This window comes from Sphingobium sp. B2 (assembly GCF_007693735.1).
Classification (GTDB): domain Bacteria; phylum Pseudomonadota; class Alphaproteobacteria; order Sphingomonadales; family Sphingomonadaceae; genus Sphingobium; species Sphingobium xenophagum.
Genome location: NZ_VDBZ01000001.1, coordinates 886,940 through 904,330, shown reverse-complemented (window position 1 = coordinate 904,330; position 17,391 = coordinate 886,940). Strand labels below are relative to the sequence as shown.

The window sequence follows — 17,391 nt, the reverse complement described above, 5'->3', positions numbered from 1 at the left end:
ACGTGCTCGCGTGACAGTGCTATCCGCCGAAAAATGGTTGCATCGCCCGCGGCAGTTCATCGCGAAAGACACCCCACGGCAAAGGGAGCAACGAGGCCATACTGGCCTGCTCCAACCAAATTCTGTAGTAGACGATGTAGTAATACAGGATGGGGAAAGCGGTAATCATAATCGACCGCGCCGCCCCCGGACGTTTTTCGATAAACCAGCTGGCGTGGAAAAGGAGCAGGAGAGCTGTCATATTTCGGCCGATCCGGCCTGCTGCTTCCGGATCACCGCCAACGATATTCTTCATGACCCACATAAATAGAACGAGTGCCCAAAGGACATAGTGGCGATCGCGCGGCATGTGCCGCACACCCAGCCACAGTATTTGCGCGGAAACCAGCAGGGCGTACAAGATGACCTGGGTGTAGTATCGTAAAAACCACGATTCACCACCGGAGCCTATTTTCGTACCGAACTCGGTATTTTGGGCATATTTCACAGAACTGGCAATTTTATTGCCGAAATTACCTCCAAAAATTCCAGTCAATTCCCTGCCGACGATTTCAATCAGATTGGTGGGCAACGCAAAGGAAATCGCCAGCAGCACATAGGCGATCATGATTTGCCGCTTACCCATACCACGCGTGGCGAACAGCATCAGCATGGCAGCCAGAAAAATCGAAAAGCCAAAATGGATCGTAAATCCAATCAGGCCCACAAGAAACGCGAGTCGCCATCGCCCGTCAAGCAGCAAGAGCGTGGCGAGCATCATATCCCAAAGGCCAAGGTGGTATCGCGCGGCAACAGAGGCGAATACGGGGTAATTCAGTACGAAGGCCAGATAGAAAAACCACGCCGCATGACTGATTGGCACCCCAACGGGCACACCACGAAATAGCAACCACAGAACAGCCGACATGATGAGGCCGTAGAAGATCGATAAAATGATGAAATAAGCGGATTCCGGCAGACCTGCATTCGCGACGAAATACACTAAAAACGATAATAACGGCTCCGGAATCATCGTCGGCAGTCCCTGCCGCGCCACGTCGATTTCGGCGGCAAAGTTGAATGCGTCCGAGCCAGGGATAGGCACAAACGTCCAGCCGGCGTAGGCACAGAATATTACGAATCCTGCCGCAATCCGGCTGCGCGGATAATCGAACAGATCACGAAAACCGCCGAAGACCGGCCAGATCAACGACAAAAGCACAGATGCTGGGCGATGGAAGCGAGCGATCTCACCTTGATATCCCCGCTCGTTCATACGAAGTCCTGCTGCGGGAGACGAACCCCGAGTTGAGCAAGCAACATTTCCCATTGCCCGCCGATATTCGTCTCAGAGAACCGTTTAGCGTTAGCGACCGCTGCTTCGCTCATGCTGGCCAGCCGTGTCGAGTCTCGCGCCAGTCGGCTGATAGCCTCAGCAAAGCCGGCGATATCGCCGGCCCGCAGAATCAAGGCATCGATGCCGTCGTGCAAGATCCATCGCAATGCGGAATAGGTGTCAAAGGCGACCGGGACCGTCCCTTGCATCTGCGCCTCTATCAGTGTGTTACCAAAGCCCTCAAAGGCGGAAACCATCAGGAACAAACGAGCTGAGCAATAAAGATCGGTCGGGTCCGTGCGGCCATGAAACATAACCCGTGGCAGGCGACGTGCGGCGACCATCGCCTTCAATTCGACCAGGTCGCGCCCATCCCCAACAAGGTGCAGTTCCCAGTCCGGCAACTGCGCATGAAGCCTTTCCCACAGGTCGGGTAACATAAAGATGTTCTTCTGCAGGTTGTTCATCCGGCCGACGAACAGCAACCGGTTGCGTTTCGTATCCTGTGAGGGCGGGGGTTGAGTGGGGAACCCATTGGCGATGGCCGCTAGTCGGTTCGGATCGGCATCGGGCACGAACCAACGAATTTCCTCGAAAAACGTCGGTGATAGCAACACCAGGCGGTGACACTGCGATATTGCCTGGCAAAAGCGGTGCCCTGCCCTCCTGCGGTGGAGCCACAGCAGGAGCCCGCGTCCCGCGGGATTATCGACAAGCTGCCGCAATAGTGGCGATTTGCGCAACCGATGACCGAGGATATGCTCAAGGCTGTCACGATAGAGCGCCGGACTGTTATGAAAGCATCCGACGACAATGAACTGGCACCCGGCGTCACTAGCCTCCCACAGGGCCTTGCCGATCGCTCCGGACAGCGCCATCTGATTGATGACCACGTCGGGCTGGTGCCGTGTAAGCACCCCGTTCAGAAACGCCCGGATCGGACCGGACCGCTCGGGCAAAACCTCTGCGGGATGTTCGAGGACGCCCTGGGGCGGCTGGCAATGGCCCGCCGTCGCCAGCGACACGTAGATTACCTTCCATCCGCGTCCGGCAAAATACTGCCCCAGCTGCCATGTGATGCGCTGGACTCCGCCCACCAGCGGATTGAGCGGATAAGGCAGCAGGAGCGCAATAACTGGCTGGCGGCGGATCATGAAAGCGTGGCCACGAGATCGTCGAAGATCAGCTCTTCGGCATGGAACTGGCCCGCAACCCAAGTGCCGTCGGGCTGGAAGTAACCGGGGCACATATGCAACCCAACGGTGCCGAATACATAACACATTTCAATCACTTTCAGTCCCCAATCGGGGTGCCGCAAGAAGTCGAAGGCCATCGCCTGGAAGCCCCAGTGGCACGACAGTGAAAAGGCCTGATCGACGATGTCCCAAGGGATCCCGGTTGCATCCGGGATGTCGATCAGCCCGCTTCCGCTCGCCCTGAAATCATCTGGCCGAACCGACCGGCGATAGGCAAAGGCCCGCTCGCCGATGACGACGACGCGCCAATCATGATCGCATCCCGGCATGAACTCCTGGAAAAGCGCGTAGCCGTGTTCACGGTGGGGCCGTATTATCCGCCGCAGCGCGCGGCCCGCCGCTGCCGCCCATTCCCTGGCGCTCCTGCGGGGATATCCGGCAGCGCGCCCGGTGCTGGCGGCGGCAGCCAGGCCGACCGCGCTGGCCCGCATTCCTCGTCCGAACATCTGCCGGATCAAGCCATGCGCCTCGCGCGCGGAACAAACCTTGCGCACATTGCCCGAGCCTGCCCCGCCCCGCAGCTTGAACACCAGCGGATAAGCCGCGCGATCGGCAAAATCGTGCGCTTCGCGGGCATCGAGAAAGCACCAGCTGTGCGGTGTCGGCACCCCCGCCGCGGCAAAAAGTCGCGCCTGCGCCAGCTTGTCGTCGAAGGAGCGGGCCGTGGCGGCGTTGGGAAAGACGCGAAGGCCGGTTTCCTCCAGCGCCTGCGCCATGCCGGGGCCGAACCGCACATCGCGCTCGTCCAAGTGGTTCATATGCCACAAAAATGCGTCACATGAGCGGACGTCGTCGAGAAACCCGGCCGCATGGGCATCCAGGATCACGACTTCCATATTCCGATCGCGGGCCAGCTTGGCCCACACCGGCGAATACGCCGTCGTTTGACCATGGATACCAATCTTCACAGACATTTCAGACTTTCAGGACGGATGACGGACAGGCCGAACTACCGAGCAACCGGCGCTGGCATCCTCGTGCAGCACAGCGTGAATCCGCACGATGATCCAGGCCCGGAACGCCAGCAGGCATGGATCGACAGGAGCCGCCGGGATCACCCGGCGCAGCCGCTGTTTGACCGCGTGGGACAGCCCTGCACGCAAACGATCGAACAGTGCACGCCGCAAACCGCCCTGCCGGCGTGGCACCGACACACCTGCACTATTCGCCCCGCTTGCGGTGGGCAGGCGTTCGAGCAATCCATCGGCCACTGACGCCGACAGGATCGCGCGTGCCGCTGGCCTATCCAGTTCTGCGCGCAGGATCGCCACGGTTTCATCCGAACGCAGGAAGCCGCTCAGCGCATCGCTTTCGCGCAAGCTGGCGTAAGCTACGGCTGGACTGAGCCGGTTCACGGTTTCGATCAGCAACGCTTTGTCATTGCGCAAGGCATTGGGCAGTTTTTCGACCAGCCCGCTTATCCCGCATGCCTGCAAAGGGTTGAGCACTTCGACATACAATGTCTTGGCTTCGGTCAGCGCGGCCAGGGCCACGGGCACGCGAAAAGTGCGGTACAGGCGGTGCCGCCAGTCTTCCAGGCTCTCGTCTGGCTGGCGGTGCAGTTCTTCGGGCCACTGTTGCTTTATATGCCAGGCCTCGTCCAGCCAGCGCGTGGAAGGCAGGTCCGTCAAGAGCGCCAAGCCTAGCCCAAGGCGCACATCGCGCTCGTCATGTACCGGGGTCCAGCCAAAGCCACCGAAAGGTTCGTCGCCACGCAAGATGCCATGAACGCCGCGGGCTGCCATGCCGCCCCACAGCGCGAAACCGTCGAGATAAGCGCCGATGGCATCCGTCAGTCCCTCGCCGGTGCGCACGAAGCGATCCATGACCTGTTCGCGCGCAGCCTGGGACGGAGGGGACAAGCGTACGCTGTCATGCGGAAGGTCCAGAGCCTCGGCGAGACGTTCGGCTACTGTCATTTCAGCATTGTCGCGCGTCGGGTCGGCGGAAATATCCCAGGTAATGGCGCGCAGGCCCGGCCTGTCACGCAGCACACAGGCCAGAAGCCGGCTGTCATACCCGCCCGAAAGCGGCAGCACCCAGTTCGCGGTGTCTTCTGGAAGCGCTTCAATGCTCGCGGCCAACGCTTCCTCGAAAGCCAGTCGGAAAGTTTCGTGCGAGGCGCCCCGCGGTGGCACGAAGCGCTGATCGGCGGGCAGGGAAGCCACGTCCAGGTGCCAACTGGCCCGGTCCAGCCACAACCGGCAACCGGCAGGCACCATCCGCGCCCGTTTGTCCCAGCCTCCCGCCGGTCCCGGCGAACCGTTCGCCAACATCCATGCAACAGCTTGAGGATTTGGCTCGAACGAACCGAGCAGCATCACCAGCATCCGCACCGAACTGGCGGCCAGCAGGCAATGATCGTCATGATAATACCAGATACTACGGGTGCCCAGCGCGTCGGTGAGCAGTTCCACGGCCGTGGAAGAAGTGCGGAACAGGGCAAAAGTGCCGTCGCCCACGCCAGCGCCCGGTTCATACCAGTTGCTGACCTGCGACATTCCTCCCAGCACGATTCCGGCACCCTGGCGCGTAATCCCCGGCACGGGCTGGAAACAGACGCTGATCGCGCCGTCGCCTGATTCACCAGGCAACGGGTCAGGCATCTGCCGGAACGGTTCCGGCCGCTCGCAGGCGAGGTGCTGGCCGATCCGACGGCATGCATCGGCCACCGCCTTTGCCTGTGTCAGGCGGCTGTCGGGATCGCGAAAGCAGGCGAATACAACTTTGGCCATGGTTTTAACGGGATGCCTCAGGCGGCGTCGACACTGGCCGGGACGATTTTCAGTCCGAGACGGGTCCGGGACATCCAGACCAGATCGGCCATGCGATGGGAGGGGCAATAACCTATCGGCGCAGCTTCGAGCAGGCTGCGGATCGAGACAGCATCCTGGCGGACGCAGGCCTCACGCAGGCAATCCAGCAAGGCACACAAGTCGTCATCCGGCATGACGATCTCGTTGGCCTTCATGATCTGGGGATGTTCGGTGGGCTCAGCATCCTCGCCGATCAGCAATTCCTCATACAGCTTCTCCCCGGAACGCAGCCCGCTGAAGGTGATGCCGATATCGCCCGCGCCGTCGGCAAGGTTCGCAACTCGCTCGTCGCCATCCATCTGATAAGGCGAGAAGCCGGCGAGACGGATCATGCGCGCAGCCAGATCGACGATGCGGACGGGTTCGCCCATGTCGAGCAGGAACACGTCGCCATCCTTGCCCATCGCCCCGGCCTGAATCACCAGCGATGCGGCTTCCGGAATGGTCATGAAGTAGCGTGTCACGTCGGGGTGGGTAACGGTCACCGGTCCGCCCGCTTCGATCTGTTCGCGGAAACGCGGCACCACCGAGCCGGAAGATCCCAACACATTCCCGAAGCGCACCATCGCGAAACGGGTCGTTCCGCTTTGCGCTGCGGCATTCTGGCAGATCAGTTCGGCGATCCGCTTGGAGGCCCCCATGACATTGGTGGGCCGCACAGCCTTGTCGGTGGAGATCAGCAGGAACAGGTCAACCCCGGCGGAGATCGCCGCCGCGACGAGCGCTTCGGTGCCGAAGACATTGTTGCGAAGCCCTTCGACGACATTCTCCTCGACGATGGGCACATGCTTGTAGGCTGCAGCATGATAGACGGTCTGGACGCCATAGGCGCGCATGACCTTTTCCGACAGTTGCCGATCGCGGACAGAACCCAGGATCGGCACGATCTCGACCCTTCTCGAAGCGGTAAGAGCGAGGCCGCGCAATTCGGCTTCGATCGTGTAGAGGCCGATCTCCGACATCTCGAACAGCACCAGAACACGGGGATCGAGGTCGATAATCTGCCGGCACAGCTCACTGCCAATGGAGCCGGCTGCCCCCGTCACCATGACCACCTGCCCGGCGATATCCGCACTCATCAGGTCAGCGCGGGGCATGACGGGATCGCGGCCCAGCAGTTCCTCGATCGAGATGTCCCGAAAATCGCTGACCCGCGCGACGCCCGACACCAGGTCGGCCATGCCGGGAATGGTTTGCACATGCACCGGATACGGCTCAAGCCGCTGAAGGATGGCCTTGCGCTCGCCCAGAGTGGCACTGGGCACCGCCAGCAACACATGCGTTACGCCATATCGCTCGATTAAAACGCCGATGTCGTTCGGCGCGAACACGCGGCAATCGCTGAGCGATACGCCGTGCAGACCGGGATTGTCGTCCACGAAAGCGACGGGCAGGTATTCTTTGCCGCATAAAAGTGCCTGGTTGAGTTGCCGACCCGCTGCGCCCGCGCCGTAGATGATCACGAATCCTTTGCGTTCGCGATCCAGGCGATGCAGCATCGCGCGTATCACCAAGCGTCCTGTGCACAGCAGAATGAGGCACAGCGCCGCAAAAATGACCGGAACGGAGCGCGGCAGGAAAAAGCCGGAAATGCGGGCCAGAGGGTAAAGCGCAATCGCCGCCACACTGACGGCAGCCACCATCCGTGGCAGCAGCGGGAACGAGACATAGCGGATCACCATCCGGTAAACGCCCGCAACGCCAAGCCCGGTCATCATGACCGCAACCAGCGGAATGCCGACCCACCAGAAGTGTGTATCGGAGAGGCACGAAACGTTTTCCAGACGTAGGGCCATGGCTCCCGCAAGACTAAGGAGAACCGTGGCTCCATCCTGCACAAGCATGACCAGCAGCTTGAGGTGCCGCGGCATCGCTGCCAGACGCAGCAGCCATCGTTTCATCAATGTCGTCATTGAGCCCATCGTTTCTCATCAAGACGCGGACTGACACGGCACTTTCGCGCCGCCAGCTTCCAACATCGTCAGGGTTCCATGTCGGCGCACGTTGGCGCCAAACGGCGTGTCCGGTTCAGGAAGTCCGGATGCAGCTGCCAGAGTGGCGGGCAAGCGCGGCAAGACCAGGAATGGTCACAGGCCGCCGCAGGCCCATAAAATCCGTTATGCGCTGCTGGATGGCAGGGTCGGCATAATGGCGATTGATTGCGTCGACCGACACATCTGCCGACCGGACCATACCCATACTGAATCCGTTACGCACATAGCCGTAGAGGTCGAAGCCATGCTCGTCCAAACCGGCCACGTGCAGGACCGGCACACCTTCGCCCAGCAAACGCAATTGCGCCGCCGAATTGCCCACGACCGCCATATCGACCCGTCGGGCAAAAGCTGCGAGGGTTTCATCAGCGGGAGCAGCAGCCAGCCAGGCCTCGGGCAAGGGGCGTCCGTGCAGGGGGCTGTTGGGGTGCAGTCGGAGGATGGTGTGCCGAGCCCCTACGCCATCCCGCAGCATGGCCAGCAATGCAATTTGCGTTGGGCTGGCCGTAAAACTGGCATTGGTGGCAACCCCCACGCGGGGCTTTGGCGGCACCTCCTGCATGGGCTTGACCGCGGGCCGTGGCCGCATGGCGATCAACGCCTCGGGACTACGTTTCAGCGCCGCCGCATAGCCGCCCTGATTGAGCACCGCCGCAGCCCCCACGGGATAGGGTAACGGCCCGGTGTGGTGATAGTCATCCTGCCACCACAAGGGCGCACGCCCCAACGATACCGCAGCGCTCCACAGCATGTGCAAGGTTGGATTGACATCGCTGATGATGATCGGCGTAAGATGGGGATGACGGCGCAAAAGCTGGCGCATGGCAGCCCGGCCCACCAGAATTTGCCGGTCGCAACTGTCAAACCGACGCAGGAACGCCAGCCAAATCAGCATCGGTGAGAGACGCAATCCCCACATCGCAGTTCGCATGATGCGCGCCAGAACGCGCTCGTCTTGTTGATCCGGTGTCCAGATTGTCGAGCGGTCGAGGCCGGCAGCCAGTAATTCGTTCATCGCGGCTGCGGTCTTCGAATTGGGTGACGAGCGCGAAGGCAGAAAATAACGCGCCTGTGGCGGCAAACGCAGCGGCATTCGAGAAAGCGGGGCCAGGATCCGGAACGGGGCTACGAGTTGCTCCAGCACAGGCCTGCGCCGACGCGCCTCGCTCAGCGCCGGCCGCAAACGCTCACCGGACTGGCGCAGACATGTCAGCAGATTGGTTCCGATGGGTTCGGGCATGTGTTTTTCGTCAGCCATGTCTGGCTGCGCGCTTCAATCGATGTCGTCGAGCACGACAGGACTGTTGGCTGCTCGATCGGTACGACTGATTCGTCCGATCACTTGGGCGAGACATTTCGGAGGCGCGCCGAAACCCGGGCGAACCGAGCGTATCGCATCCGCCGTGATGACCTCACCGGCTTTCACCGGCTTCACGAAATAGAGCGAACGGCGAAATTGCACATTGCCCTGCTCGCTGGATTTCAGTCCGTAGTCGACTTGGCCCAGCGCGGTCCAGGCCACCTGCGCGGTTCGGCACAGGTCAGCCATTTCAGGAGGCTCAAGCGAAAAACTGTCATCCGGTCCCCCGCCGATGCGATCGAGCGTGAAATGCTTCTCGATGATCGAGGCGCCCAGCGCCACGGCGGCGATGGCTGTGGTGTTGTCGACCGTGTGATCGGACAGGCCGGTAACCAGGCCGAAGCGGGCGATCATGTCGCTCAGCGTCCGCAGGTTGTAGTCTTCGGGCCGGGCGGGATAGCCGCTGACGCAATGGAGGATCGCCAATTGCGTGCAGCCGGCCCCGCGCGCTGCATCGACTGCTTCGGCGATCTCTTGCGCATCGGCCATCCCGGTTGAAATGATCAGCGGTTTGCCTGTCCGCGCCGCATAGTCGATGAGCGGCAAATCCACCGCCTCGAAGGAAGCGATCTTGTAGGCCGGAGCGTTCAGATCCTCGAGCAGATCGATCGCAGTCGTGTCGAAGGGGGAGCTGAACATGGTGATACCCAGTTCACGGGCATGGTCGAACAACGGCTTGTGCCAGGCCCAAGGCATATGCGCCTCTTCATAGAGGTCATAGAGCGTGCGCCCGTCCCAAAGGCCTCCCCGAATGCGAAAGGCCTCCTCCTCGCAACGCAGCGTGATCGTGTCGGGGCGGTAGGATTGCAGCTTGACTGCATCCGCCCCCGCCTTGTGTGCCTCGCTGACGATTTGCAGCGCCCGCTCGAGGCTGCCGTTGTGGTTGGCCGACAGCTCGGCAATGACATAGGGCGGCTGCCCGGCTCCGATGGCACGGCCAGCGATGCAGAGGGTCGGCAGCTCAGGCATCGGGTGTCTCTCGCAGGTGTTGCTGCCATTCACTGGCAAGCAGGCCGAAAACCAGAACGTCGCGGTAGCCGTCGTCGTCGCGGTGCTGCTCTCGCAGCGTGCCTTCCAGACGGAAGCCCAACCCGTGGTGAAACCGGATGGATGCGGTATTTTCCGCAAGCACCTTGCCGACGATCTTGTGCAAACCAAGCTGCGCGAAGGCATGGTCGAGCGTGGCCCGACCCAACAACCGGCCGCTGCCGGCAGGGGCGTCGGGCGCGCGGTAGAAGCCCCATTCGGCAATTCCATCCGGTGCGACCGGATGAAGATGGGCGAATCCAACCGGCACGTCGGACAATTCGAACAGGAACAAACGGCGGTCAGCCGCCTGGCTCGCCCGCTCGAACCATGTCTTATGTTCGTCGGCGGAAATGACTTGCCGATTGAACATCCGCAGCCGCACGGATTCGTGATTGCGCCAGCCCAGCACTGTGGAAAGATCATTCTCGCGCAAGGCCCGCAAGCGCCCAAGGGTCGCCGGATCAACCACGATAGAGTTGCCTCATTTTTTCCATAACACGCCGCACACCTTCGCCATCGCAGATCGCCGCCGCTCTCCGTGTCATGACTTGGCGCGCGATCCGGTCGCTGGCCAGTTCCCTGACCAGTGCGGACAAACTGTTTTGCAGGTCGCAAGGGGCCGCAATGCCCAGAGCGGCGCCGGCCTCGACCAATGTCCAAGCGACGCGCCTCTGGTTTTCGGCGATCACGATCATGATGGTCGGCAAGCCTATGCAGCAACGCTCCCAACTGGTGTGCCCGGCAGCGCCGATGGCAAGATCGCTTTCAGTCATCAGGCTTGCCATATCCGCGACGCCGCAGAGTACGCGGGTTGGTACCGGCATGGCGGCAGCTTGGTTGCGCACCGCGTCCAGCCATGGAGCATGTCGCCCTGTGACGACCGTGATTAGGAGATTTTCGGACCATGCGGCATTCCGCCAACCGCCTTCCGCCAAGGCGGTAAGCACCGCCCCAGTGACATTATCCTGATCGGTCCCGCCCAAGGAGATGAGCAGGTTAGAGAGTACGGCAACATCGCGCCGGGCCAAGGCGGAGGGTCGATGCGCCGCGAAACCGGCATTCAGCAAGGCATAGGAGGCACCGCACAAGATTACGGCGGCGCCCGGCACCCATTCGGCATAGTCTTGTGCATCGCGACCGTGGGTCTGATCGAGCAGCAAGTCGCAATCGTGGCGCCGGTTGGCGAGATCGTCGATCACCATCACGTGCCTCGCCACACCGCGCATTTGTGTCTCCCACTCGGCGGTGAGAGCGTAATGATCCACGACCAGCCAATCGACGCCACCGCAGATCGCGGCGCGGCATTGCGCCGCATCGGCCTCCTGACCCGCCCGCGACCAAACCGCGACATCCGGCTCGCGGCAGGGCAGCAGCGTCACCGGATATCCCCGCGCCCGTATCGCGGCGGCCATATGTCCCGGCCGGTCGCTGCACAGGAAACGGATGTCGGCGCCGGCCGCGGCGAGGCCATCGGCCAGCGTCAGGCACCGCATGACATGGCCGGTGCCGATCGCCAATCCGGCATCGACGCGCAAGGCCACATGCCAGCAGCCTGCGGCCGGCGCTGAAGGTGCGATCAGCATGGGCGAGCCGTTGCGCTATCGGTCTCGCGCAGGGCACGAAACAGCCACTCGGCCCGCTCCCAATCCTCGGGCGTATCAATATCCTGAACCCGGTGCCGCGGCAGGATCACCGGCACCGATGCCGCTGAAAGGATCGGGGTGTCCGCCAGCCAAGCGGCGGCCCGGCCCCAGTAGAACTGGCCGGCGTCGTGCCAGGCTGGCTCCAGATCCTGCGAGCGGGTGCGGGCGTGTTTGGGTGCGAACATCTCGACCCTCCCTTGCGCAGTACGCCGGAGCGCCCGCTGAATGGGAAAAGCATAACTCGTCACGGAAAAGGCGAAATCGCCGCCCGTTTCGTCCAGCAATGCCAGGCCGCTTTGAAGATCTTCCGGCCGGATGAACGGCGCGGTGGCATAAATGCAGCAGATATTCCCAGGATCGAACCCCGCTTGCCGAACCCAGCGGACGGCATGCGCAACGACCGGGACGGTGCCGGTATGGTCGTCGGACAGGTCCGCCGGACGCCTGAACGGCACGCAGGCACCCGCCGCTCGCGCCACGTCAGCGATTTCGTCATCTTCGGTGGAGACCACGATGCGGTCGAAACAGCCGCTTTCCCGAGCGGCCGCTATCGACCATGCGATCATCGGCCTGCCGCAGAACTCGCGCACATTCTTGCGGGGGATGCGCTTGGAGCCGCCGCGCGCCGGGATCACCGCCAGCCTCATGCGTCCAGCGCTTTTGCCAGCGCACGCACGACCGCGTCCTGCTGCGCCTCCTGCAAGGTCGCGAACATCGGCAGGCTGATCGCTTCGCGGTAATATCGCTCTGCTTCCGGAAACTGACCCTCGGCAAAGCCCATCGCCCGATACCAGGGCTGGGTGTGAACCGGAATATAGTGCACATTCACACCGATCCCGGTGGCACGCAGGGCGTTGAAAATCGCCCGGCGTCCGGCCGAACCGCTCTCGGTCAGTCGGATCACATAAAGATGCAGCGCGGAATGACCATCGGGATGCCGCCACGGCGTGATCACCGGCAGGTCGGACAGCGCCGCGTCATAGCGCGCGGCCAGGCTGTGCCGGTCGGCGACATAGCCATCGAGCCGGGCCAATTGGCTCAACCCCAGTGCGGCCTGCATATCGGTCATGCGGTAATTGAAGCCGAGCGCGATCTGCTGATAGGACCAAGGCCCGTCGGGCGCCTGCGTCATCTGGTCCGGATCGCGGGTGATACCGTGGCTGCGCAGCAGCTCCATCCGCGCCGCCAGCGCCGGGTCGTTCGTGGTGGCAAGGCCGCCCTCGCCGGTGGTGATGATCTTGACCGGGTGAAAGCTGAACACCGTGATGTCGCTGTACCGGCAGTTGCCGATCGACCCGCCGCGATAACGCCCGCCGACGGCATGGCTGGCATCCTCGATGATGCGGAAGCCATAGCGCCGCGATAGCGCATGGATCGCCCCCATGTCGCAAGGCTGGCCGCACAGATGCACGGGCACCACCACTTTGGGAAGGCGCCCTTCGGCTTCGGCCCGCGCCAGCTTCGCGGCCAGCGCATCGGAGCACATATTGTATGTGCGTGGATCTATATCGACGAAATCGACGCTCGCGCCGCAATAGAGCGCGCAATTGGCGGAGGCGACGAAGGTGATGGGGCTGGTCCAGAGCCAGTCGTCCTCTCCCAAGCCCAGCGCCAGACAGGCGATATGCAGCGCCGACGTGGCGCTGTTCACCGCCACGCCATGGGCCGCGCCGCAGTAGGCGGCCAGTGCCTGCTCGAAACGCGGCACGATAGGGCCCTGCGTCAGCCAGTCGGAGCGCAGCGCTTCGACCACGGCGTCGATATCCGCGGGGGTAATTTCCTGCCGGCCATAAGGGATCATCAGGCGACATCCTCAAGCTGGCCGACATGCGCTCCGATCAGCGCGCGCAATTGGCTCACCGACAGGAAATCCTCGTTGGTGCCGCTGTTGTAGGCAAATCCCTGCGGTACAGGCGCCCCCCCGGTTTGGGCGCAATAGCGATCGAGCGGCCAAGCCCCGGCGGAAGGGAGGATCGCGTAATAGCGCCCGAGATCGACGGTGTTGAAACTGTCGCTGGCGGTAATCATCTCCTCGTGCAGCTTTTCGCCGGGGCGGATGCCGACGATTTGCTGGCGGCATTCAGGTGCGATGGCGGTGGCGACATCGGTGATCCTGTAAGACGGAATCCGCGGCACGAAGATTTCTCCGCCGTGCATAGCGTCAAGCGCCCACAGCACCATCTCTACGCCTTCGGTCAGGCTGATGTTGAAGCGAGTCATGGCCGGATCGGTGATCGGCAGCACACCGCTCGCGCGTCGTTCCAGGAAGAAGGGGATCACCGACCCCCGGCTGCCCATGACATTGCCATAGCGCACCACGCCGATGCGCAGGTCACGATCGCCTTTGATGTTCTGGGCAGCCGTGAACAGTTTGTCGGAACACAACTTGGTGGCGCCATACAGGTTGATCGGTGCGGCAGCCTTGTCGGTGGATAACGCCACCACACGCCGCACGTCGCTGTCGAGGCAGGCTTCGATAAGATTCTGCGCGCCGATGACATTGGTCTTGATGCATTCGAAAGGATTGTATTCCGCTGCCGGCACCTGCTTGAGAGCGGCAGCGTGGATTACCGTATCAATGCCTTCCATGGCACGCCGCAACCGGTCGCGATCGCGGATGTCGCCGATGAAATAGCGCAGCATCGGATAGTCTTTTTCCGGGAAGCGCTGCGCCATCTCGAACTGCTTCAGTTCGTCGCGGCTGTAGATCACCAGGCGGCGGATATGAGGGTAGCGCGCGAGCACGGTCTTGACGAATGCATGGCCGAACGAGCCAGTGCCACCGGTCAACAGAATGGAAGTATTATCAATCATGACATGATGGTCCGGAATGGAAAGAAACAAGCAGGAATCATTCAGAGGGCAGCGAGGCTTGTGGGCGGGTCACAGCACCGCAGCGGGCGCCCCCATGGTCAGGACACGGCCTTCGGCCAGCTCGACGATGCGGTCGCAGCGACGCAGGGTGGACACGCGATGCGCGATCATCAGCAGCGTCACACCGCGGCCCAGCGCTTCGATGGCGCGGATCGCCGCGGCCTCGGTGCGATCGTCGAGCGCGCTGGTCGCCTCGTCGAGCACCAGCACATCGACGTCGCGATATAGCGCACGGGCAAGGCCGATCCGCTGGCGTTGCCCTCCCGAAAGTCGCACGCCCCGCTCGCCCACGCATGTGTCGAACCCATCGGGCAGGCTGGCTATGAACGTGTCCAGCTGCGCAATTGCCGCCGCCCGCTCGAGGCGCTGCCGATCGATCTGCGAGCGCGGCATGCCAAAGGCGATGTTTTCCGCTATCGAGGTATCGGACAGAAAGATCGTCTGGGGCACGTGGGCGATGCGACGCTGCCACAGGCGTCGGTTGGCCGCCCCGAGCGGTGCTCCGTCCACCAGTACGGTGCCGCTGCTGGCATCGAGTAATCCCATGATCAGGTCGATCAGGGTGCTCTTGCCGCAGCCGGTCTTACCGACGAAGCCGATGCGCGCACCACGCGGGATCTCCAGATCGATGCTGTCAAGCACCGGCGGTCCATCTGCGGCATAGCGGAAGCTGACCGCACGCATTTCGACGAGGGCGGAAGCCGCATCGGCAGTCAGCCGAGGGGCGGAATGCAGACTGTGCGCATTCATATCGGCGGGAATCGGCAATGTGGTCAGAGCCAGCACATCGTCGAGCTGAGCGCGTGTGCCGCTGATCTGCGACCAGGCGAAATAAATGAATTGCAATTGCGGCAGCAGGCGCTGGGCCCCCAAGGCCAGTGCGCCCAGGATCGGGATCGCCCCCAGGAGCCCGCCCTGCCGCCCGCTCAGCCAGCCGGCCATGGCGACGATACAGACCATGCCCGCTGCCTCGATGAAGTAGCGCGGGCCGTTGGCGAGCAGGCTGTTCGACGCCTGTGCCCGACGGCTGAGGCTATCCACCCGGTCGAAGGCAGCGCTGAAGAAGGTCTGTGTACCATCAAGCAACACGTCGCGAATGCCGCCCAGCCCTTCCTGCACGGCTTTTACCCGCAACCGCTCGTTACCAGCGATGATCTGGCCGTTGCGCCGTACCCGCCGTCGCACGAACAGACTGGTGGCGACATAGAGTACGCCGATGATCACTCCTGCCAGCAGGGCCGAGCGTGGGTCCACCAGCATCAACGTCGCCATGATGCCCAGCGAGATCAACAGCGCGACGATGCCCTGCATCAACGGGTTGATGATGCCGGCCACGACCGCATTCACCTTGGTCAGGCCCGCCAGCACTTCGCTGCTGCTGCGACTGACGTGCCAGGCATAGGGCTGGTAGAGCGTGCGACGGAACACCTCGCGCGCCAGATCTCCCCCCAGCCCGAATGCGAAACGGAAACCGGCCCATTGGGTGGCGATGCGCAGGATCGCCGAGAACACCACAATCACGGCGAACAACAGTGAGGCTTCGCGGATACCCAGCGGCAGATCCAGCACCGGAATGCGAAATGGCGGGGCGCCGGGCGCCGCCAGCAAGGCCAGAAACGGCACCACTGCGCCCAGCGTCGCCATCTCGGCCAACGCGCCGATCAGCATCAGCCCGGTTTGCAGGCCGAGCTGTGCCCTGCGGCGCGCGGATAGAAAATGATACAGCGCGCGAAGGCTGCGCCATAGCGATGGTTGCGGATCAGCAATCTTGAGCACGGGAGAGCAGGCCGCCGTAAAGGGGCGCAAGAGGGGCGAATGCGGGCTCATAAGCGCAGGTCGGCCTCGCCGTCGGGCAGCACGCTCTTGAGGTCGTACAGCACATGGCGCGCCTTGCCGAAACGGCGCATTGCTTCGCCGCCCAGCATGCGGAAGTTGTCGTGGGCCACCGCCAGCACGATGGCATCATAGGCGCCCGCCTCCGGCGCTGCACGGAGGTCGATGCCATATTCGTGGCGGGTTTCGTCAGGATCCGCCCAAGGGTCGTGGACGTCCGGCAGGCAGCCGAAACCGCGCAACTCCTGGATCACGTCGATCACCCGGCTGTTGCGTAGGTCAGGGCAGTTTTCCTTGAAGGTCATGCCCAGCACCAGCACCCTGGCGCCATCCACGAGAATCCGGTGCTGGATCATGGCCTTGACGAGTTGCGTGGCGACATAGGCGCCCATCCGGTCGTTGAGGCGGCGGCCGGCCAGAATGATCTCGGGATAATAGCCGATCGCTTGGGCCTTGTGCGTGAGATAATAGGGATCGACGCCAATGCAGTGGCCGCCGACCAGACCGGGGCGGAACGGCTGGAAATTCCATTTGGTGCCCGCCGCTTCCAGCACCGCCTGTGTGTCGATACCCATGCGGTTGAAGATGATCGCCAGTTCGTTCACCAGCGCGATGTTGATGTCGCGCTGGGTGTTCTCGATCACCTTGGCGGCTTCGGCCACCTTGATACTGGCGGCCTTGTGCGTGCCGGCCACGATGATTTCGCCATAGAGCGCATCGACCAGATCGGCGACGTCCGGCGTGGAGCCCGCCGTGACCTTGCGGATCGAAGGCAGGCGATGGGCCTTGTCGCCCGGATTGATACGCTCGGGCGAGTAACCGACGAAAAAGTCCTGGTTGAAGGTCAGGCCGGAATGATGCTCGATTACGGGCACGCACTCCTCCTCGGTACAACCGGGGTAGACGGTGCTTTCATAGATGACGATGCCGCCCGGCCGGATCGCCGAACCGACCGTGCGCGAGGCGGCGAGCAACGGTGTCAGGTCGGGCCGGCGATGCTCGTCGATCGGGGTGGGCACGGTGACGATAAACACGTCGCAGTCCGTCAAATCCTCGATCCTTGCGGAAAAGCGCAATTGACGGGCCTCGGCGAGTTCCTCGCCGGATACTTCGCGGGTAAAATCCTTGCCGGCGCGCAATTGGGCGATCCGGTCGCTGGCGATATCGAAGCCCACGACCGGGCGGCATTTGCCAAATTCCACGGCGAGCGGCAGGCCGACATAGCCAAGCCCGATGACGGCGATTTTGAGTTCTGAAAGCGAAGGAAGCAT

14 protein-coding genes are annotated in these 17,391 nt (G+C 62.5%); all 14 read right to left on the bottom strand.

The genetic code is table 11. From position 1 onward, the window contains the following. Window positions 1-19: 19 nt before the first annotated feature. Window positions 20-1,255: a hypothetical protein gene (locus FE851_RS04460; RefSeq protein ID WP_145200165.1), complete on the bottom strand. Its 1,236-nt coding sequence runs from the start codon at window positions 1,253-1,255 to the stop codon at window positions 20-22. Continuing rightward, a complete protein-coding gene (locus FE851_RS04455) occupies window positions 1,252-2,469 on the bottom strand; it encodes a glycosyltransferase (protein WP_145200158.1) in 1,218 nt (405 codons plus the stop codon). Before FE851_RS04455 ends, FE851_RS04460 begins: the two co-directional genes overlap by 4 nt. Beyond that, entirely contained in the window at window positions 2,466-3,287 is an 822-nt protein-coding gene (locus FE851_RS04450) for a RimK family alpha-L-glutamate ligase (RefSeq protein ID WP_145200156.1), read from the bottom strand. The genes FE851_RS04455 and FE851_RS04450 overlap by 4 nt, the downstream gene beginning before the upstream one ends. A gap of 207 nt (window positions 3,288-3,494) precedes the next feature. Further along, on the bottom strand, window positions 3,495-5,306 hold the full coding sequence (locus FE851_RS04445) for an asparagine synthase-related protein (protein ID WP_145200153.1): 1,812 nt from the start codon (window positions 5,304-5,306) through the stop codon (window positions 3,495-3,497). A 17-nt stretch (window positions 5,307-5,323) separates the two neighbouring features. Further along, the gene (locus tag FE851_RS04440) at window positions 5,324-7,288 is read right to left on the bottom strand and encodes a polysaccharide biosynthesis protein (protein WP_186378745.1); all 1,965 of its coding nucleotides are present in this window, start codon (window positions 7,286-7,288) and stop codon (window positions 5,324-5,326) included. A 127-nt stretch (window positions 7,289-7,415) separates the two neighbouring features. Next, window positions 7,416-8,639 (bottom strand): hypothetical protein, encoded by a 1,224-nt coding sequence (locus FE851_RS04435; protein WP_145200150.1) that lies wholly within the window; start codon window positions 8,637-8,639, stop codon window positions 7,416-7,418. Window positions 8,640-8,654: 15 nt separating this feature from the next. Then, window positions 8,655-9,710 carry a pseudaminic acid synthase gene (gene pseI / locus FE851_RS04430; RefSeq protein ID WP_145200147.1) on the bottom strand — a complete coding sequence of 352 codons (1,056 nt, stop codon included), beginning with the start codon at window positions 9,708-9,710 and terminating at the stop codon, window positions 8,655-8,657. Beyond that, entirely contained in the window at window positions 9,703-10,203 is a 501-nt protein-coding gene (gene pseH, locus FE851_RS04425; RefSeq protein ID WP_145200144.1) for a UDP-4-amino-4,6-dideoxy-N-acetyl-beta-L-altrosamine N-acetyltransferase, read from the bottom strand. Before pseH ends, pseI begins: the two co-directional genes overlap by 8 nt. Window positions 10,204-10,231: 28 nt before the next feature. Continuing rightward, entirely contained in the window at window positions 10,232-11,353 is a 1,122-nt protein-coding gene (pseG, locus tag FE851_RS04420; protein ID WP_145200141.1) for a UDP-2,4-diacetamido-2,4,6-trideoxy-beta-L-altropyranose hydrolase, read from the bottom strand. After that, window positions 11,347-12,060, bottom strand: coding sequence for a pseudaminic acid cytidylyltransferase (gene pseF / locus FE851_RS04415; RefSeq protein ID WP_145200138.1), 714 nt, complete (start codon window positions 12,058-12,060; stop codon window positions 11,347-11,349). Before pseF ends, pseG begins: the two co-directional genes overlap by 7 nt. After that, the gene (pseC, locus tag FE851_RS04410) at window positions 12,057-13,214 is read right to left on the bottom strand and encodes a UDP-4-amino-4,6-dideoxy-N-acetyl-beta-L-altrosamine transaminase (RefSeq protein WP_145200135.1); all 1,158 of its coding nucleotides are present in this window, start codon (window positions 13,212-13,214) and stop codon (window positions 12,057-12,059) included. The genes pseF and pseC overlap by 4 nt, the downstream gene beginning before the upstream one ends. Then, complete coding sequence (pseB, locus tag FE851_RS04405) at window positions 13,214-14,257, bottom strand: UDP-N-acetylglucosamine 4,6-dehydratase (inverting) (protein ID WP_261370848.1); 1,044 nt, start codon at window positions 14,255-14,257, stop codon at window positions 13,214-13,216. Before pseB ends, pseC begins: the two co-directional genes overlap by 1 nt. A gap of 39 nt (window positions 14,258-14,296) precedes the next feature. Next, window positions 14,297-16,114: an ABC transporter ATP-binding protein gene (locus FE851_RS04400; protein WP_222422929.1), complete on the bottom strand. Its 1,818-nt coding sequence runs from the start codon at window positions 16,112-16,114 to the stop codon at window positions 14,297-14,299. Next, window positions 16,111-17,391, bottom strand: coding sequence for a Vi polysaccharide biosynthesis UDP-N-acetylglucosamine C-6 dehydrogenase TviB (gene tviB / locus FE851_RS04395; protein WP_145200132.1), 1,281 nt, complete (start codon window positions 17,389-17,391; stop codon window positions 16,111-16,113). The genes FE851_RS04400 and tviB overlap by 4 nt, the downstream gene beginning before the upstream one ends.